The following is a 19830-nucleotide window of genomic DNA, read 5'->3' as shown; positions in this document are numbered from 1 at the left end:
AGCAAGGCCTGCTAATGGCGAGAAAATATCGGGAAAAAAGAGAAGCCGGCTTCAGGCGCTACCGGGCCGCGCCTGAAGCCACTGTGACAGCTCACTGGCGGTAAAGGGCCAGCAGAGCACATCCTCCACATCACCCAGCCCTACCACCGGAATACTCCAGCCGAAAAGCCTCGTCAGCTGCTCATTGTCGGCGATATCCACCGACTCCAGACGCAGCTGATTTGCCTCTAGCACCGGCCAGATTTCCTCTTTGGCCTTCTCGCACAAGCTACAGCCAAGTGTGGTGTACAGGATAAGTGCACGATCAGACACCGCTACACCAATCCCTGACTCTGGGCCCAAAAGTAACCCACAGCAGCCACACCTGCTGCCAGTGCGCACATCCAGATCCAGCCGCGGCCACTGGCGGTCGCTGATTCCCCGGTCGAGCCGTTTGCATAGCCGCTGTTATGGTTGCCCCCATACACATGCACGTGTGAAGTATCCGAATCCGATACAGAGCCACCAGTATTACGCGTCCGATCGCGCTGCATCGCCTGATCCAATGCTGCACTCTGGCGTACAGACTCTGGCAAGGTGATCGCCTGGCGTACCGTGGTTTTGTCAATATCGTCCGCCGGACCCACCACGCTGAAGCTGAGGCTATCGAAACGCAGTTCGTCACCGCGGCGAACACGGCATTCTGTGACTCGCTGATTGTTCAGGTAAGTACCATTGGCAGACCCGAGATCCACGACGAATAGCAATCCTTCGCGCACTTCGAGACGGGCGTGACGACGGGAGAGATGGGACATTGCGAACGTCAGATCACATTCATCAGAGCGCCCCACAATACTGGTTTCGCGTACCGGGAACACACGACCGACGATCGCCGGATGGTTGGCGCGCAGCGCCCATGCAACATTGGCCGCAGCGCCCGCAGCCTTCAGGCGCGTAACCTTGGGGTCCACAACGGCGAGACTGCGCTCACCCAGCTGCACACGGTCATTGCGGGCCAGCCGGCAGCTGCCGTCCACTGGTTTGCCGTTGACTACAACTTGGCCACTACCGGCCAGGTTGTGCAGTTCAAGCTCTTCGCCATCCACCAGGATCTCCGCATGAAGCTTGGCGATCGAAGCATCGGATAGCGTCAGGTCGCACTGACTGGCTCGCCCGATGGTCACCTTTGGAGCCACCAGCCATACACTCTGGCTGGCATCTTTTACATCACAAAGTTTCAACATTGTCCGGCTTCCTTAAAAGCACGCGAAGGTGTACAATTTTTAACCACCCAGTAGTCTCCCCTAACCGATTGTTGAACCTGATTGCTCAACACTCGCGATAGTCGGAGCCACAGGTATTGTCAGAGTATTCAGCCCAAACTTCTTATGCCCAGCATCCAGACCTGTTTGATCCGGATGTCTGGTGTACATGTTGGGCAAGTTTATCACGGCCAAATTCATTGGCCTGTGATTCCGTTTGCAGCTTACAATGCGTGCAGGCTCTAGTATGGAAGTGTAAAAACCGCATGGAATTGAGCGGTTTGGCGCTTTCGACAATAACGACAGGTAACAGGTAGTTGCATACCAGTGAGTGAAGCCAAAGTACGGGAACGCCCCAGCGGTGTGAGCCAGCCCGCCATCAGCGTGACGAAGCGCAGTGCGGGCGCCACTCATACCGGATACCGCCGCGAACAGAACGAGGACGCTTTCTGGGGCGACGAGGCCCAGGGCGTATGGGTAGTTGCAGACGGTCTCGGTGGCCACCAGGCTGGAGAGATCGCCAGCCAGACCGTGGTTGAAGAAATCCAGCGTTCCTCTGCCACCGACCGCCATTATGAGCAAGCCCTGCGACGCGCTCACGCACTGCTAGTTGGTGACGAAAACACCGCAACCGCAATGGGCACTACCGCCGTGGTTGTGGCGGAAGATGGCGGCTACTTCCATATCTACTGGGTCGGCGACAGCCGCGCCTATCTCTGGACTCCTGCCAGTGAAGACACCGATGCTTGCGGGAGCCTCAAGCAGCTTACCGTCGATCATTCGTATGTACAGATGCTGGTGGATTCCGGGGCGATCAATCAGGAAGAAGCTGCCAACCACCCCAACCGTCACGTCATTACCCGCTGTATTGGCGGCACCGCCAATACCAGCCTGGAAATTGACCGCGCGTCCTTCTCTTGGAACGCCGGACAGAAATTGTTGCTGTGTAGCGACGGTCTCAGCAACGATGTCAGCGAGACAGAAATCTGTCAGGTACTCGCCCGCAACCCGGACAATCAACGCGCCAGCGAATTTTTAATTGCCGCAGCACTCGATGCCGGCGGTCGCGACAATATCACCGTACAGGTGATCAGCTCCCCGCACGGAATCGCGCCAGATCGCGAAAATCAGAACTCCCGCACACCAACTGAGCCACCTGAGTCCCGCCAATTTTTTTCTGCCCGAGGCACAATGATTGCCAGAATCGCTACAATTGCGATTATTTTATCAATAAGCGCGTACGCGGCCTGGCAGCTGCTAAACGGATAAATTAGGAACGGGCTCGAATGGAAGTTGTCAGCAGCGGCACAGCCTCGCTGGAAATTCCCGGTTACCAGATCCTGAAGAAAATCAATCAGGGTGGCATGTCTACCGTCTATCTCGCCACCCAGCGCAGCATGGGACGGCAGGTAGCGCTCAAAGTCATGTCCCCGGTGCTGAACGCCGACCCCATTTTCAGTGAACGCTTCCAGCGCGAGGCCAATATCGTTGGCCAGCTTTCCCATCCCAATATCGTCGCCATTCACGATATCGGCCGCTACCGCAGTCTCAATTACATTGCCATGGACTACCTGCCAGGTGGTTCGGTTGCCGATGCATTGACCAAAGGTGCCCTCGAGCCCCTGGAAGCCCTGCATATTACCCGCCAGATTGCCATGGCGCTGGATCACGCCAGCAACAAGGGCTACGTCCACCGCGACCTGAAGCCGGAAAATATCCTGTTTCGCGAAGACGGTTCCGCCGTACTGACGGACTTCGGGGTGGCTCGCGCCGTCGCACGCACTACGCGCATGACCAATACTGGGATGGTGGTTGGCACACCGCACTATATGAGCCCCGAGCAGGCGCGCGGCGCCGCTGTAGATGGCCGCGCCGACCTCTACAGCCTCGGTGTTGTATTTTACGAAATGCTCACCAGTGCGGTGCCCTACCAGGCAGAAGAAGCGGTAGCTATTGCCATCAAGCATCTGACCGATCCGATTCCCCGCCTGCCGGCGCGCCACTCCCTGTACCAGGGACTGATCGACGGCTTCCTGGCGAAAGACCCGGACCAGCGTTTCCAGCGCGGCCTCGACGTGGTGGATGCCATCGACCAGCTGCTGGCGGCACTGGATGGCAAAACCCCGACGTCGACGACCAAGATGAGCAACACTTCCGTGCGTGTTTCCAGCCTGCTGCGCGCACTGCTGATGACACTCTACGGGACCCTCAGCGACCGCATCACCGCGGCTTGGGCGCGCTGGCGCGACAAACCATTGCACCAGCAGAACCCGCGGGCAGAACAGCAGACCATTATGCGCATTCAGCAAGTGATGCAGCAGAGTGTGCCGGTCAAACGTCGATCGCGACATCTTGCGGGCCTGGTCGTCGTCAGCCTGGCACTGGTCTGGATCCTATTCAGCCTGTTCAGCAACAAATTCCAGTGGCAGAGCGAGTCTGGGCTGGTAAACGATGCCGTAGATATTACTTCAGACATTTTATTACCCGCCCCGGCGCCAGATGATGGTGTACGACCCGCTACGGTTGACCCCATTCCTGGCCCACTGCATTCCGGGGAGGCGGATCAGGCCCGGCAACTGCGCCCGATCATGCGCGGTGAACAAACGACGGCGCTGCCCTCACAAATGCCGACCGCAGCAACCTCAAGCACGCAATCCGCTACCGCCGATTATTCCGGGCAGGCACCGGTTACACCTGTAGATGTACCGGCAGAACAGGCCCAACAGGAAGTGCTAGTGCAGGATGAGCCAATAGCGGAAGAGCCGGTACCCACCTACTCCCTGAAGGTGTCGGTGAAACCGAAGGACGCCCGTATTCGCGTCATGAATATTGTGCCGCGCTATACCCCGGGTATCGCGCTGGAACCGGGTCGTTACGATATCGAGGTGAGCAAGGCAGGGTACAGCAGCGTGCGCCGCTGGATTGAGATCGACAGCGCAGACGTGAATCTGGCAGTACAACTGGAGCGCAAGTTTTTCCCGGGCAGGAGCTTCCAGTCACCACTCGCTTCCGGTGGCAAAGGGCCGGAGATGGTGGTGGTATCGCCCGGCAAGTTCACCATGGGCAACAAGCGGCGCCCGTTCACCAGCCCCGAACACAAAATTAGCATCGATCGCCCCTACGCCATCGGCGCCCACGAAGTGACGTTCAATGATTACGATCGCTATGCCAAAGCCACCGGGCACTCGCTACCTTCGGATGAGAACTGGGGGCGGGGCCGCCGCCCCGTAATCAATGTGAGCTGGCAGGACGCCAGGGACTACGCAGAATGGCTCAGCGGACAGACTGGACAGAAATACCGCCTAGCCAGTGAGGCCGAGTGGGAATTTGCTGCCCGTGGCGGTACCAGCTCCCCGTTCTGGTGGGGCGACGGCAGCGCCAAGGGCAAAGCCAATTGTCGCCGCGGGTGTGCCAGCGAATTCAACTCCCTGTTCAGCATTTCCAGCGCGCCGGTGGGTAATTACAAGGCGAACCCCTACGGCTTGTACGATACCGCAGGTAATGTGGGGGAGTGGGTGCAGGATTGTTTCCTTGGTGACTTCACCAATCACCGCAACGACGCGCGCCCGGTGCAACTGAAAAACTGCGACCTGCGTGTGATCCGCGGCGGCTCCATGCGTGAGCCCCTGCGCAATATCACCTCGGATTACCGCACGGGTCTCAGTGAGAGAGCTGCGTCAAAAGAAGTTGGCTTCCGGCTGGTTATGGAGCTTTAAGCAAAGCCCCATAACCCTCCCCCGCCCGTCAACGCGCTTTGATTTCCCACACGTTGTGTATTTTTGGATTGCGCTGAAAATCCTTGTCCAGCAATCTGGATGACAGATTCTCCACCGCAAACTCTTCCTGAACTTCCCCGTCCATTTTGAAGCTGCGCAGATTGTTCGAGAACAACAAAGTGCCCCCAGGGCGCAGCAACGCCATACACTGGCGAATCAGATCAGCGTGGTCCCGCTGGACATCCAGTACCCCGCGCATTTTCGCGGAGTTGGAAAAGGTGGGCGGGTCGAGAAAGATCACATCGTAGTGACCACGACGATTCTGTTGCGCGGCCTCCAGCCACTGCAAACAGTCTGCTTCGATCAATTGGTGTCGATTCGGATCCAACCCGTTCTGGCGATAATTGCGCTGCGCCCAGGCCTGGTAGGTTTTGGAAAGATCCACACTGGTACTTTCGCTACTGCCGCCCAGCGCGGCCTGCACTGTGGCGGTTGCGGTATAGCAAAACAGGTTGAGTAGTTTTTTACCCGCCGCGATCTGCTTCAGGTACTGGCGCACCGGGCGATGGTCCAGAAACAGGCCGGTATCCAGATAATCCCACAGATTGATTTCCAGCTGGGCCCCATATTCGTCGACCCAGAAAGATTGCGCAGCCTCGCCCCGCTTCTGGTACTGACTGCCACTGTCCTTATGACTGTGGCGACGGCGCTCCTTGATGGAGACGTTACGCCCCGGCAACTCCAGCACATGGCGAGTAGCACGCACCAGCTCTGACAGACGCGCGCGAGCCTTTTGCTCGGGAATATTTGCGGGAGCGCGATACTCCTGGATATGTGCGTAAGTCTGGCCCTCGACAGATTCATAGATATCGATGGCAGCAGCGTACTCCGGCAGATCGGCATCGTAGAGGCGGTAGCAACTGATACCGTTCTTCCTCGCCCACTTGCCGGTATTGCGCAGGTTTTTCTGCAGCCGGTTGGCCACCATTTGTGCCTCTTCGGAAAGTCGCGGAGCAGTCCGCCCGCTACCATCCCCGCTATCTGCCGAGTCCGATTGCTGGTGGATATCGAACAGCAGCAGCTGACTCGGGATACTGCCGTTAAACAACTTGTACTGCTTGTGTGAGCGCAGACCGGTGGAATGACACAGTTCCGGGTTCCCGGTAAAAATCGCGGCCTTCCAACCGCCAAACTCCTGCTTGAGCTGACGCCCCAGCTCTGCATAGGTTTCCCGCAGCGCTTCCTGCTCACCGAGACGTTCACCGTAGGGCGGATTGGTGATTACCAGGCCCGGCTTTACCTGTCGGTGGCTTGGCACCTTGAAAGCGGCAACGGGCCGACAACTCACACGCACATGTTTTTCAAGCCCGGCACGGGCGATATTCGACTCCGCCGCGAACAACACCTTGGCGTCCGCATCGTATCCGCGAATTTCCGGCAGAGGCTTTGCCAAGCCCTCCGCGCGTCGCTGTAACGCCTCTTCGCGCAGGGGCAACCATAGGTCATTCTGGTGGTTGAGCCAGCGCTCAAACCCAAACCCCTCGCGCATCAACCCGGGGGCGACGTCTGCGATCATCAACGCCCCTTCCACTAGAAAGGTACCGGAGCCGCACATAGGATCGAGCAGCGCACCGCCCTCTTCCGCAATACGCGGCCAACCAGCACGCATCAGCAGCGCAGCAGCGAGGTTTTCCTTCAGCGGCGCAGCGCCGATATGGGTGCGGTAACCGCGGCGGTGCAGGCTGTCGCCGCACAAGTCGATGGCAATCTCGAGATTGTCGCGATGCAGACGCAACATCACCGACAGATCCGGGTCCCGCTTATCGACATCCGGCCGCGCGCCGGTCGCCTGGCGCAACCGGTCGACAATTGCGTCCTTGGCCTTCTGGCCACCAAACTGACTGTTGCGTATCTCGCGGTTGGTACCGGAGAAGTTCACCCACAGCACACCGGTCGGGCTGATATGCTCCTCCCAGGGAACTGCAACCACCGCGCGGTACAGGTCCTCTGCATTTTCGATGCGTGCCTGCCCCACATTCAGCAGGACCCGGTTGGCAAGCCGGCTCCACAGGCAGATACGGTAGGCCATTCCCAGGTCTGCAGAGAAGCGTACGGCGGCAGGCTGCTCGCGCTCGACGGCGGCCCCCAGGGCACGCAGCTCGTCAGCCAGCAGATTTTCCAACCCCTTCGGGCAGGTGGCGGTAAAGGGAAACTTGGCAGTCAAAAGATGATTCTCTGTCGATTGTTGGCGATTTGGCTATCTGCCCCCGGCCAATCTGGCCAGGAGGCGCTTTTGGTGGCGCAAGCATACCGGAAACCAGCACAGCATTCTCCCAATCCTGACTGGCGCGATAACACTTGCCACCTGCCTAGACGGATTGCTCCTAAAGCCATGCTTTTTCAGAAAAAACTGTTTGTTCCGGCGCCGCGCGCGATCTGCTTTACTGCAACCCTTCTCGCCGGGCAGCTTCCACCATAAGCTGGAAAGTGCGCAGGGGAAAAATGTTGATCCCGATCGCAGATACTGATCGTCAAATTTGAAGATCGAAGTTCAAAAAAAAGCTCGAGGTACCCTATCTATGAAACGCCAAAAACGTAATCCCAACGATAGAGCTTTCCACAAAGGTTACGTTGCCGCCATGGAGGGCAGAAACCACGACAGCTGCCCGCATGAAAACGGCTCGCTACATCAGGAGTGGGTAAATGGCTGGCGCCAGGGTCGGCAAGACTATTGGAGCGGTTTCGGACCCGCCGCACAGGCACAGCGTATGGTGAATATGTAAGTCTTGATGACACCTGATGCACCTGCCGTCTTCACTTGATACAGGGGCAATACCCGGCTATCACTTAATTAGGCGGTAATACAATTACCCTTGGGCAGGCAGCCCCACAAAGTTTTGCTCAAATACCGTTTGTCACGTGCTTGTTGAGCAAAAAAATCCCGGGATAACCCGGGATTTTTTTTACCAATCGGTCAGCCAGCTGCTCGCGGTATCGGGAAGACTATCCAAAAATCAGCCCCGGGATACCACCCTGCCCTTGTGCAATTCGGCAATAGCCGCGGCCGCTTCTCGAATGACCGCAGGCCCACGGTAGATAAACCCGGAGTAAATCTGTACCGCGGTTGCACCGGCACGAATCTTGTCCGCCGCAGACTCACCATCAAAAATACCGCCAACACCGATAATCGGGATTTCCCCATCCAGGGCCTTTGCCAGAACGCGGATAACTTCGGTCGAGCGCTCAGCCAATGGACGCCCGCTCAGCCCCCCTTCTTCAGAGCCGAACTTAAGATTCTCCACTGAAGATTTATCGATGGTGGTATTGGTGGCAATAACGCCGTCAATCTCATGATCGCGCAGGGTTCTGGCCACATGTTCAATCGCCTCTGCGTCCATATCCGGGGCGATTTTCACTGCCAGGGGCACGTAGCGATCATGTTCCGTTGCCAGCGCCTGTTGCTTTTCTTTCAATGCCTCAAGCAGCTTGCTCAGGCTGTCGCCAAACTGCAAGTCGCGCAGCCCCTTGGTATTCGGGGAAGAGACATTGGCAGTGATGTAGTCCGCGTGGGCGTAGACTTTTTCCATACACAGGCAGTAGTCGTCAGCCGCGTTTTCTACGGGGGTATCAAAGTTCTTGCCGACATTGATACCCAACACGCCGGAATAGCGCCGGCGCTTCACCCGCTCCAGCAGGTAATCCACGCCCTCATTATTAAAGCCCATGCGGTTGATAATGGCCTCCGCCTCCGGCAGGCGGAACAGGCGCGGTTGCGGATTACCCGGCTGCGGGCGCGGAGTCACTGTACCCACCTCCACAAACCCGAAACCCAGGGCTCCGAGGCCGTTGAATGCCTGGGCATTCTTGTCCAGACCGGCGGCAAGCCCCACTGGATTGGGCAATGTCAAACCCATCAGTTCGACCGGGTCGTCCGGGACCTGACTGGCAAATAACGACATGAGCCCGAGACGCTCTGCCGCGCCGATGGCATCGAGAGATAGGTAGTGAGACCGCTCCGGGTCAAGCGCAAACAGGGCCTTGCGCAAATGCTGGTACATGGGCTTCCCTTGGGTTCCAAATAGGTTCCATCCTTCGCCCGCCCGGCGTACACGACAGTACACCGCGCGGACAAAGTCACTGCAGTACTTAGTCCGGAACGCGTTCCGGCGCCCGCACACTCGCTGCGGGCGCGCCTATTGTACGGCTTTCTTATGCAGAATGCTGGCGGCAAACGGCTAGCAGGCGAGTGTCTCCTGGTCGGAAGTCGCGTTCGCCAGGTACATGAGCTCGCGCAACGCCACAGTAAACATGGCGAAGTCGCCCTGCGGAGAAGCTTTGAGTTCTTTGACCAGTTTTTCCCAGCGCTGGATTGGCTGGGCCATGACTTCCACCCAGCGCTCCACCGCAGTTTCCACATCCAGCCCATCGTCTCCCGCAATGCGCAGCAGGTGGATGGCGAGGCGCGACAGCTGACTGTCCAGGTCATCCATACTGGTTTCCCGGGCCTGGGACTGCCAGTAACTCTCAGCGGGCAGGTCGATAATCTGATTGCCGAACCAGTACAGACCCAGACGGTCGGCCAGCGCGAAGTAGATTTTCGCTACCTCTTCCACCGGGCGATCGCTGATCCGAGCTGATTCAGAAATCCCCAGAGCCGAGAACAGGTACGTCGGTGACGCGGCGAGCATCGCCAGGTTCTCCGGCACCTTGGATTCCAGCAGGAATTCGTGGCGCGCCTTCCACTCACGCAAGGGCTCGCCGCTCAACACTTCCGGCAGCGCCCGAATCACTCGCTGTACAGGATCCTGGAACAACTCCCGTTCCTGGGCCGGATCCAGTTCCCCGCGGCGATTGCGCACAAACCAGCGGGTTGCGCGGCGCACACGGCCGATCATGGAGTTCATCAACTGCAACTGCAGATCGGCGGGTACCTGATAGTCCAGCTGGGCGACGCCCTCCTGGAAATCCGGCATCAGGTACACATCCCGCGCGCTGAGATACGCCGCAGCGATGGTATCAATCCCTGCGCCAGTGGCACCGTGGATACGATGGTAAAAAGTAATCCCCATACTGTTGACCATTTCATTGGCCACCTGGGTGGAAACAATTTCCCGACGCAGCTGGTGGTCGTAGACCAGCCCACGATAGCGCGCAACGAGGGCCGGTGGGAATGCAGATTCCACCGCTTCCTGAACCTGCTCGTTATCGATGATATGCGCGTGCAGCAACTCTTCTTTCAGCTTCACTTTGACATAGGAAATCAGCACGGAGAGCTCTGGCCGGGTCAGGTACTGGCCCTTGTTCTGGCGCTCGTTCAGGGTCTCGTTATCCGGAATGAACTCCAACGCACGACGCAGGCGCCCCTCGGATTCCAGCGCGTTGATGGTGCGGCGGTATTCGTCAAAGCGGTCGCCCACTTGATAGGCCGCCACGCTCAGGGCGCGTGTCTGGTTGTAGTTGTTGTCCAGCACCAGCTCGGCGACGGATTCAGTCATTTCCTCCAGCAGCTGGTTGCGCTGCTTGTCGGTGAGATCGCCGTTGGCAACCACCTTGTCCAGCAGGATCTTGATATTTACCTCGTGGTCGGAACAGTCCACGCCACCGGCATTATCGATAAAGTCGGTATTACAGCGCCCGCCGTTCAGGGAGAACTCGATGCGCCCGCGCTGGGTCATACCCAGGTTGCCGCCCTCTCCAAACACCTTGCAGCGCAGCTGGTTGCCATTCACGCGCAGGTTGTCGTTGGACTTGTCTCCCACCTGAGCATGGCTCTCGCCGCTACCCTTCACGTAGGTGCCAATGCCGCCGTTCCAGATCAGGTCCACCGGAGCCTTGAGCATCGCACTGATCAGCTCGTTGGGGGTCAGCTGATCCTCGGTAATAGCAAATGCCTGCTGCATTTCCGGTGTGATTTTCACGGACTTGGCGCGGCGCTCAATGATGCCGCCACCTTTTGAGATAAGGCTAAGGTTATAGTCTGCCCAGCTGGATCGGGGCATCTCAAACAGTCGCTTGCGCTCGTGGAAGCTGCTGGAGGCATCCGGGTTCGGATCGACAAAAATGTGCAGGTGGTTAAAGGCACCCTTCAGGCAGATATGCTCAGACAGCAACATGCCGTTGCCGAATACATCGCCGCCCATATCGCCAACACCGATAACCGAGAAATTCTCGGCCTGCACATTGACTCCCATCTCGCGGAAATGCCGCTGCACGGACACCCAGGCGCCACGGGCGGTAATGCCCATTTTTTTGTGGTCATACCCGTTGCTGCCGCCGGATGCGAAGGCATCCCCCAGCCAGAATCCGTATTCGGCGGCAATGCCGTTGGCGATATCCGAGAAGGTGGCGGTGCCCTTGTCCGCAGCCACTACCAGATAGGGGTCGTCTTCGTCCCGACGGATCACCCGCTCCGGTGCCACAACCTTGCCATCTACCAGGTTATCGGTGATATCCAGCAGTCCGCGAATGAATGTCTTGTAACACCGGATACCAGATTCAATAAAAGCTTCGCGACTGTTATCAACCGGCGGCTTGCGCACCACAAAGCCGCCCTTGGCACCACTGGGAACGATCACCGCATTCTTCACGTTCTGGGCTTTCACCAGGCCGAGCACTTCGGTGCGGAAATCCTCCAAGCGGTCGGACCAACGCAGGCCACCGCGGGCCACCTTGCCGCCGCGCAGGTGCACACCCTCGACCTGCGGGGAATACACGAAGATCTCGAATTCGGGGCGCGGCTCCGGAATATTCGGAATATCCCGCGGACTGAACTTGATGGAGATGTAATCCTTGGGCTGATCCTGTTCATCCAGCTGGAAGAAATTGGTCCGCAGGGTTGCGCGGATCAGCTCCAGATAGCGGCGGATCACCTGGTCTTCGTTGAGGTTGTCTACCCCATCGAGGCCATCATGGATTTTCTTGATCAGGCGCTCTACCCGGGATTGGTCGTTGCGGTCCGCAGAGTTGATACGCGGATCGAACATCGCCCGGAACAGCGCGACCAGGTTGCGGGTGATTTCCACATGGTTGGCCAGTGTGGCGGCAATGTACGACTGGCTGGCGCTGAATTTGGTCTGCTTGAGATAGCGCGCATAGGCGCGCAGCATTGTGACTTCGCGCCAGTTAAGGCGCGCCGCAAGCACCAGGCGGTTGAACGAATCGCTCTCCGCCACGCCATCCCAGATAGCGGCAAACGCATCCTGGAACAGGGAGCGCGAAGCCTGGGCATCAATACGGGTCGGCAGGCCGAATTCCAGGTGGAATTCATGCATCCATACATCCTGTTGTCCCTGCGGACGGATGGTGTAGGGGAACTCGCCCATTACACGGAGGCCCAGATGCTCCAGCACTGGGATCACATCGGACAGGGTCAGGCCACTGCCGATATTGAACACCTTGAATCGCAGGCTGCCGGGCTCTGCACCTACCGGCTGGTAGAAGCTCATGGCAACGCGATTGTCCTCGCTGAGCTCCTGGATGGAAATCACATCCTGCACTGCAATGCGCGGCTCAAAGTCTTCGCGGTAGCCTGCCGGGAATGCCTGCCCGAAGGTACTGATCAGGCGGCTGCCCTCTTCCTCTCCATGGGTTTCAATCAGGGATCTATGGAATACATCTTCCCAGCTGCGGGTTATATCCACGATTTGCGCCTCCAGTCGCGCTACATCAAATTCTACGGGTTCATTGGGGTCAACACGGAAGACCAGATGCACCCGGGCGAGAATCGATTCGGAAAAATAGGTCGTAAAATCAGAGTCCAGCGCGTGAATGGCGTGCGCGATGCGATCACTGATCTTTTCGCGCACCGCACTGTTGAACTGGTCCCTGGGCACGTAAACCATGGCAGAAACAAACTTGCCAAACGGATCCTTGCGCATGAACAGACGCAGGCGGGCGCGCTCGTTCATGGCCAAGACGCCCAGGGTGGTCTCGTACAGCTCGCGGGTACTGCTCTGGAAGAGCTCGTCGCGCGGGAGGGTGTCGAGTATCCGTTTCAGCGCCTTGCCATCATGGCTGTTGGGCGCGAGACCGCTCTGCTCGATCACGGAGGCGAGTTTGCGGCGAATGATCGGGATCTTTGACGGGCTTTCGGTATATACCGGCGACGTGTAGAGCCCCATAAACGCGGACTCACCGATCACTTCACCGGCGGCGTCATAGCGCTTGATACTCACATAATCAGAATAGGCCGCCCGGTGAACCCGGGATTTCACCGAAGACTTCGCGAAGGTAAGGAAGTTCGGGCCTTGATAGAAGCGCTGCTTACCCTCGTTGAAGGCATACTCGGGCGTCGGCTCCGCAGGCTGCTGCAGGTTTTTGAAAATACCCTGGCGACGGTTCTCCACCTCACACAGGACCTTCTTTTCTCCCTGCTGGCAGAACTCGTACTCGCGATAGCCGAGGAAAGTGAAGTTGCCATCACGCATCCACTGCAGGAAGGCGCTGGCCTCCTCCAGGTTGGCGTCGTTATCGGCGAGCCCCGCATGCAACTGATCTTCCATCGCTGCGCAGGTATCAAGCATCGGCACATAATCGTCGACCACCAACTCCACGTCGCTGAGAATCTCTCTCAGGGAGCGACCGAGCTCCGAAGCGTGTGAAGCCGAGGTGTCCAGATTGATCTCCAGGTAGATCAGCGCTTCACTGGTCACCGTTGGATCATCCTGGCGCGCCTCCTCATCCTGGATCCCCGGGGGAAGGAGCTCCTGTAACCGCCCGCTCTCCCCGCGCCGCATATGCATCACGGTACTCTTGATGGAGTGAATGACGGTATTGCGCCGGTTGATTTCCATGCGCACGGAGTCCACCAGGAACGGCATATCACGCTGCAATACGCAAACCGCGGTATGGGAGCATTCCCAGCCGTGCTCCTCCAAGCGAGGATTAAAGACCCGGATCTTGGGCTCTCCGGCTGTGCGCTGCTGGATAAAATCCCAGCAGGTGTAGATACACCCGTAAATATCCGCCAGGCGCCGCCCCGCCAGATCTTCCAACGGGTACTGGTTCAGGAACTGTGCGGCGAATGCCGCTACCGGGCCCGCCTTGTCGCCCAGCTTTTCACCTATGATCCCACTGACCTGCGCCAGCAGCTCCTCCCGGCTATCGGTTATGACCGTCGCCATATTCACGTGCTTCCTCCCATCGCCGCGCGACCGCGTTCGCGCGTCAGAATGCTACATTTGCTGAATCTAGGTAGAACAAAACGTCAGAATAATTGTCTACTCTGCTGTCTTTTGGGTTGCCCGAACCGGCACAGCGGTTGCCTCGCAGCGATTCGCCGCTAAAATCAACCAGCCCGCGAAATCCGGACGAGTAGCTATATATAAAGATGATAGATAGCCCTTCGTCTCGGGCAGCGTATTGAAACAGGAAATTGGCAAAAGAAGTGACGATATGGACACACGCCCACAGATAAAAATTCTGGGTGATTGGCTCGAACAGCAGATTATTGGCCAGGAGGTTCTGGTCAACCGCATCCTCATAGGATTGCTGGCCGATGGACACCTCCTGGTGGAGGGCGCTCCGGGCCTGGCAAAGACCAAGGCCATCAAGACTCTGGCGGATGCCATCGAAGGCGATTTCCACAGGGTACAGTTCACTCCCGACCTGTTGCCTGCGGATATTACCGGCACGGACATCTACCGCCCGGAAACCGGCGAATTCCATTTTCAGCCCGGCCCCGTATTCCACAACCTGATTCTTGCGGATGAAATCAACCGCGCTCCGGCCAAGGTGCAATCCGCGCTGCTGGAAGCCATGGCCGAGCGCCAGATCAGCGTCGGGCGCAAAACCTACTCACTGCCGGACCTGTTTCTGGTGATGGCCACCCAGAACCCTATTGAGCAGGAGGGTACCTATCCCCTGCCCGAGGCCCAGCTGGACCGCTTTTTGATGCAGGTAAACCTGCATTACCCGGATGCCGAGGCAGAGGCGAAAATTCTGCAGCTGGCGCGCTCCGAAGCCAGTCAGGGCGAGGGCCGCCCGGAGTCCATCATCAGCCAGGAAACCATCTTTGCCGCACGCAAGGAGATTCTGGATATGACCATGGTGGAAGCGGTGGAAACCTATATCGTGCAACTCATCATCGCCACCCGCGAACCCCAGCGTTACGATGACGAGCTGGCAGCATGGCTGGACTTCGGCGCCAGCCCCCGCGCCACCATCGCGCTGGACCGCTGCGCGCGCGCCTATGCCTGGCTCGCGGGACGCGACTACGTCACACCAGACGACGTCATGGCCATCGCACCGGATGTGCTCCGCCACCGTCTGTTGCTGAGCTTTGAAGCAGAAGCCGCCGGCGCCAGTGCAGACCAGGTTATTCACCGCCTGCTGCAACAAGTCCCGGCCATTTAAGACAGCGCTAGGGATTTTCGAGCAGACGTGCAGAAAGCCATCAATCACAATGACCTGAACATCCGCGGTGCCTACCCAACGGTGGCGCCACTGGTGCGCCTGCGCCACATTGCCCGCCAACTGCGCCTGTTCAAGCCGCGGGTCAACCGCAGCGATCAGGCGGGCAACCTGCTCACCCGCTACCGCGGGCGCGGGATGAACTTCGAAGAGGTGCGCTATTACCAGCCGGGTGACGATGTGCGCTCCATCGACTGGCGGGTAACCGCGCGAACGGGCAAGACCCACACCAAACTGTTTCAGGAAGAGCGGGAGCGCCCGGTTGTCATCCTGCTGGACCTCCGCTCGCCGATGTTTTTCGGCAGCCAGAATGCGTTCAAGTCGGTCGCGGCCTGCAGTATCGCCTCTGCCCTCAGCTGGGCTGGCCTGCAACACGGGGACCGGATTGGCGCGCTACTGTTTTCCGACAAGGGGGTCGATACGGTGCGTCCCCGCCGCAGCCACCACGCCGTACTCGCCGCCATTCACGGCATGGTAGAAACCGCCAACACACTGCAAAGCCCAATCCCAGCCAATGGCAGTCAGCCGTTGAGCGTCTTACTGGAAGAAGCCCGCCGCATTGCTCGCCCGGGTAGCGCGCTGTTTCTGGTCAGCGATTGCCACGATCTCGACGAGAGCTGCGAACAACCGCTGTATCTGCTCACCCGCCACGCGGACCTGCAGGTACTGCGGATTACCGACCCGCTTGAGCAACAATTGCCGGAACAGGCCCTGACCATCAGCGATGGCAAGCAGCGCACCTTTCTCGGCAAATCCAGCCGCGGATTGCGACAACAGTTCGCCGACCACCAGCACCAGGTGCGTGCGCAGACCGCCCGGCTCTGCCGTCGCCTTCATTTACCCCTGGTGGACTTTGATAATACCCGTCCGGTAGTGCCGGTTCTGCTTGGCACTTACGGCGAGCGCCAACCGTCTCCAACCCGGAGGACGGTGTGATGTCCCTGCCGGTGCAACTGACTCAGGCATCCCCTGCACCGCAGAGCCCGCCACCCGGCAATCCGGCCTCACCGGAAATGCAGGCACTGCTGAACCAGCTCAAGGACATCCACGAGCCCGCTGCTATCGGCTGGTGGCCCCTGGCACCCGGCTGGTGGATTCTCGCAGGTGTGGTCATCGCACTGCTCTTCGCTGCCGGCTGGCTGGCCCTGCGCCTGCGCGAGAAAAAGCGCCGCAATCTCTACCGGGCAGAAGGCATGCGCTTGCTGCGTTCGGTTGCGCTGGACGAACCGCGCGCGGTGGAAGAAATCAATACCCTGCTGAAACGTGTCGCAGTCGTGACCTTCGGTCGGGACACCTGTGCACCGCTGACGGGACAACGCTGGATCCAATTTCTCGAGTCTTCGATCGAACAGCCGATGCCACAGGCCGCACAGCGCACTCTGCTGGAATGTCTGTACGGCGCATCCGCGAGTTCTCGCACGGATTTAGAGGCACTGCGCGACTTCGCCATTCGCTGGGTGCGCGAACACCAATTGCCGCAGGCTGAAGCCATGCAGCCCACATCTCCCTCTCTCGCGGAGGGCCAGCATGTTTGAGTTTGGCCTGCCCTGGCTATTTATATTGCTGCCGCTACCGTTGCTCGCGCGTGCGATGTTGCCCAAGAGCGAGCCGCTCAGCAGTGCACTCAAGGTGCCCTACTATCGGGAACTGCGCCACAAGGGAGGCAGCGCTGCGGGCAATCGCCTGAACCTGTTTATGCTGTGGTTGCTGTGGTTGCTGCTGGTAACCGCCGCAGCGCGCCCGCAGTGGTATGGCGAACCCATTTCGCAAACCAGCAGTGCGCGCGACCTGCTTATCGCGGTGGATATTTCCGGCAGCATGGAAACCCCGGACATGCTCCTCAATGGCAACCCCGCCATGCGGATCACCGCGGTTAAAAATGTTGTGGGGGATTTCGTCTTGCGGCGTAAAGGTGATCGCCTGGGGCTGGTACTGTTCGGCACCCGCGCCTACCTGCAGGCCCCGCTCACCTTCGACCGGGAGACTGTCGACACGCTACTGACCGAGGCTCAGATCGGATTCGCCGGCCAGGGCACCGCGATTGGCGATGCGATCGGCCTCTCCGTAAAACGGCTTACCCAGCGCCCGGCGGATCAGCGCGTGCTGATCCTGCTCACGGATGGCGCCAACACTGCCGGTGAGGTTGCCCCGCTAAAAGCAGCAGAGCTGGCGAAACAGGCGGACGTCAAGGTGTATACCATCGGTGTGGGCGCCGAAGAAATGGTGCAACCGGGACTGCTCGGCTCGCGCTTCGGTGCACGCCGCATCAACCCCTCGCGTGATCTGGACAGCAAAACCCTGAAGGCCATCGCCGATGAGACCGGTGGCCTCTATTTCCGCGCGCACAATCCGCAGGAACTCGCGCGCATCTATGCGGAACTGGACCGATTGGAACCCGTAGAACAGGAAGCCGAGACCTATCGCCCGCTCAAATCCCTATATGTCTGGCCACTGGCTATCTGCCTGCTGCTGTCACTGCTCTGGGCAGCCGTACCCCTGGTGAGTGCCGGGGCAACGCAACTGGAACGCCAGCGACAACGCGATAAAATGAACGGCACAAACACCAACGGAGGCCAGCAGGTATGAGCTTCCTCGCCGATTTAGACCAGTTTCACTTTCTCCGCCCCGCTCTCTTGTGGCTGCTCCTTCCTGCTGCCCTCGCCTGCTGGGCGCTGGCTCGCATGGTATTTGCCAGCGGTGGTCTGCAAAAACTGATCGACCCGGACCTGCTGCCGCACCTGCTGATGCGTGGCGGAGAAAAACGGCCGTGGCTGTTTTCCCTGATATTTGCACTACTAGCGACTGCAATCGTCGCCCTCTCGGGTCCAACCTGGCGCAAGTTGCCCACCCCTGTGTACAGCAATCAGGATGCCCTGGTGATACTGCTCGACCTGTCCCCGTCGATGATGGCAACCGATCTCTCCCCCAACCGGCTTACCCGTGCTCGACTGAAAATCCTCGATATCCTTCGGCAGCGCAAGGATGGCCTCACGGCTCTGGTGGCTTATGCGGGCGAAGCGCATGTGGTCACACCACTGACCGATGACACCGCCACCATCGCCAACCTGGTCCCCTCTCTTTCACCACGCATCATGCCGGTACCCGGCAGCAATATCGAAATGGCGGTGCAGCAGGGCCTCCGACTGATCAAGGATGGCGCCAACGGCAAGGGACGCCTGCTTGCGGTCACCGATGGTATTGCCAAGGCCGCCATCGGCATCATCAAGGAAGAAGTCAACAGCAGCAATTCCTCGCTTTCGATTCTCGCCGTCGGCAGCGGGGACGGCAGTCCTATTCCGAAAAATACCGGCAGTGGATTTATCACCGATGACAGCGGCGCGATCATCATTGCCAATTTTGATCGCCGCGAGCTCTCACGCCTGGCACAAAGCACCGGCGGCGAGTTTTCCCAAATTACCGTGGACGACCGCGATATCGCCCAGGTAGCCCCGAAAGAAACCGCGCCGGACCAGGCCGAGCTGACCGAACGCGAGTTCGATCAGTGGCATGAGGAAGGCCCATGGCTGGTGCTGCTACTCCTGCCATTTGCATTACTGCTATTCCGTAAAGGCAGTCTGGCCTGCGCCCTTCCAATGACACTCATCCTGGGTACCCTCACGCTGACCAGTCCGAGCACGGAGGCTGCAGAACTCAAGGACCTGTGGCAGACCCCGAACCAGCAGGGACGAAATTTACTGGAGCAGGGAAACCCCAAAAGCGCCGCCGAAGTTTTTGAAAACTCCCAGTGGCGAGGCACCGCCCAGTATCGCGCAGGCGAATACGATTCGGCCGCCAAGAACTTTGCGCAGAGTAACGACCCGCAGGGACTGTACAATCTCGGCAACAGCCTCACACAGCAGGGTCGCTTCGACGAGGCCATCAAAGCCTATGATGAAGCACTGCAACAAAACCCAGAGCTCGCCGACGCCGGGCACAATCGCGACATCGCCGAGAAACTGAAGGAACTGCAACAACAGCAGCAACAAAGTCAGCAATCCGATCAGCAGCAAAGCCAGAACGACAATCAACAACAGCAGGATCAGGACCAGCAGCAAAACCAGCAGAACCAGGATTCCGGCGAACAATCCGAGCAACAGCAAAATGCCAATCAGGATTCCGACAGCCAGCAGCAATCAGAACAGCAGTCCGCCGATCAGCAAAACCAGCAGCAACAGAACAGCGAAGATCAGGCCGAGGAAGAACAGCAACAGCAGGCCGAAAGTGAGCAGGGCGAACAGGATGGCGATGAGCAGAAGCAATCCGCCAGCGCCCGCCCGCAGGATCAGGAGAGCCCGCTGGACCCTGAAACCCAGCAAGCCCTGGACCAGTGGCTGCGCCAGATCCCAGATGATCCCGCTGGCCTGATGCGTGAAAAATTCAAGTACGAAAGCCTGCAGCGTCGCCGCGCCTACCGCAGCGGCGAATGGCAACCCCCGGAAAACGGAGCCACCCAGAGATGGTAA

13 protein-coding genes are annotated in these 19830 nt (G+C 58.8%); 8 read left to right on the top strand and 5 right to left on the bottom strand.

Translation table 11 applies throughout. From position 1 onward, the window contains the following. Positions 1–51: 51 nt before the first annotated feature. Positions 52–312 (bottom strand): glutaredoxin family protein, encoded by a 261-nt coding sequence (locus B4U49_RS15760; protein ID WP_078085566.1) that lies wholly within the window; start codon positions 310–312, stop codon positions 52–54. 2 nt (positions 313–314) lie between these two features. Continuing rightward, positions 315–1223, bottom strand: a complete 909-nt coding sequence (locus tag B4U49_RS15755; protein ID WP_078085565.1) for an FHA domain-containing protein — start codon at positions 1221–1223, stop codon at positions 315–317. A gap of 345 nt (positions 1224–1568) precedes the next feature. Here B4U49_RS15755 and B4U49_RS15750 point away from each other — a divergent pair, with 345 nt between their 5' ends. Both B4U49_RS15750 and B4U49_RS15745 read left to right on the top strand, forming a co-directional pair. Next, positions 1569–2510 (top strand): PP2C family protein-serine/threonine phosphatase, encoded by a 942-nt coding sequence (locus tag B4U49_RS15750; RefSeq protein ID WP_078085564.1) that lies wholly within the window; start codon positions 1569–1571, stop codon positions 2508–2510. Between the two features lie 17 nt (positions 2511–2527). Beyond that, positions 2528–4957 (top strand): bifunctional serine/threonine-protein kinase/formylglycine-generating enzyme family protein, encoded by a 2430-nt coding sequence (locus B4U49_RS15745; RefSeq protein ID WP_078085563.1) that lies wholly within the window; start codon positions 2528–2530, stop codon positions 4955–4957. A gap of 28 nt (positions 4958–4985) precedes the next feature. On the opposite strand, the gene rlmKL is transcribed toward B4U49_RS15745, so the two are convergent. Further along, positions 4986–7181, bottom strand: coding sequence for a bifunctional 23S rRNA (guanine(2069)-N(7))-methyltransferase RlmK/23S rRNA (guanine(2445)-N(2))-methyltransferase RlmL (gene rlmKL / locus B4U49_RS15740; protein WP_078085562.1), 2196 nt, complete (start codon positions 7179–7181; stop codon positions 4986–4988). Positions 7182–7536: 355 nt separating this feature from the next. On the opposite strand from rlmKL, the gene rmf reads away from it, so the two are divergent. Further along, entirely contained in the window at positions 7537–7740 is a 204-nt protein-coding gene (gene rmf, locus B4U49_RS15735) for a ribosome modulation factor (RefSeq protein WP_078085561.1), read from the top strand. Between the two features lie 231 nt (positions 7741–7971). Here rmf and B4U49_RS15730 read toward each other — a convergent pair whose 3' ends face one another. Continuing rightward, a complete protein-coding gene (locus B4U49_RS15730; RefSeq protein WP_078085560.1) occupies positions 7972–9015 on the bottom strand; it encodes a quinone-dependent dihydroorotate dehydrogenase in 1044 nt (347 codons plus the stop codon). A 177-nt stretch (positions 9016–9192) separates the two neighbouring features. After that, complete coding sequence (locus B4U49_RS15725) at positions 9193–14079, bottom strand: NAD-glutamate dehydrogenase (RefSeq protein ID WP_078085559.1); 4887 nt, start codon at positions 14077–14079, stop codon at positions 9193–9195. Positions 14080–14350: 271 nt separating this feature from the next. Between B4U49_RS15725 and B4U49_RS15720 the strand changes: the two genes are divergently transcribed. Genes B4U49_RS15720 through B4U49_RS15700 form a run of 5 tightly spaced genes read left to right on the top strand, consistent with a single transcriptional unit; the run spans position 14351 to position 19830 of the window. Continuing rightward, a complete protein-coding gene (locus B4U49_RS15720; RefSeq protein WP_078085558.1) occupies positions 14351–15310 on the top strand; it encodes an AAA family ATPase in 960 nt (319 codons plus the stop codon). A 27-nt stretch (positions 15311–15337) separates the two neighbouring features. Next, positions 15338–16303 (top strand): DUF58 domain-containing protein, encoded by a 966-nt coding sequence (locus B4U49_RS15715; RefSeq protein WP_078085557.1) that lies wholly within the window; start codon positions 15338–15340, stop codon positions 16301–16303. Continuing rightward, positions 16303–16902 (top strand): DUF4381 domain-containing protein, encoded by a 600-nt coding sequence (locus B4U49_RS15710; protein WP_078085556.1) that lies wholly within the window; start codon positions 16303–16305, stop codon positions 16900–16902. Before B4U49_RS15715 ends, B4U49_RS15710 begins: the two co-directional genes overlap by 1 nt. After that, positions 16895–17953 (top strand): vWA domain-containing protein, encoded by a 1059-nt coding sequence (locus tag B4U49_RS15705; RefSeq protein WP_078085555.1) that lies wholly within the window; start codon positions 16895–16897, stop codon positions 17951–17953. Before B4U49_RS15710 ends, B4U49_RS15705 begins: the two co-directional genes overlap by 8 nt. After that, entirely contained in the window at positions 17950–19830 is a 1881-nt protein-coding gene (locus tag B4U49_RS15700; RefSeq protein WP_078085554.1) for a VWA domain-containing protein, read from the top strand. Before B4U49_RS15705 ends, B4U49_RS15700 begins: the two co-directional genes overlap by 4 nt.

Origin of the sequence: Microbulbifer mangrovi (assembly GCF_002009015.1) — a bacterium.
GTDB lineage: Bacteria > Pseudomonadota > Gammaproteobacteria > Pseudomonadales > Cellvibrionaceae > Microbulbifer > Microbulbifer mangrovi.
The sequence above is the reverse complement of the archived record's forward strand: the minus strand, read 5'-3'. Positions and strand labels throughout refer to the sequence as shown.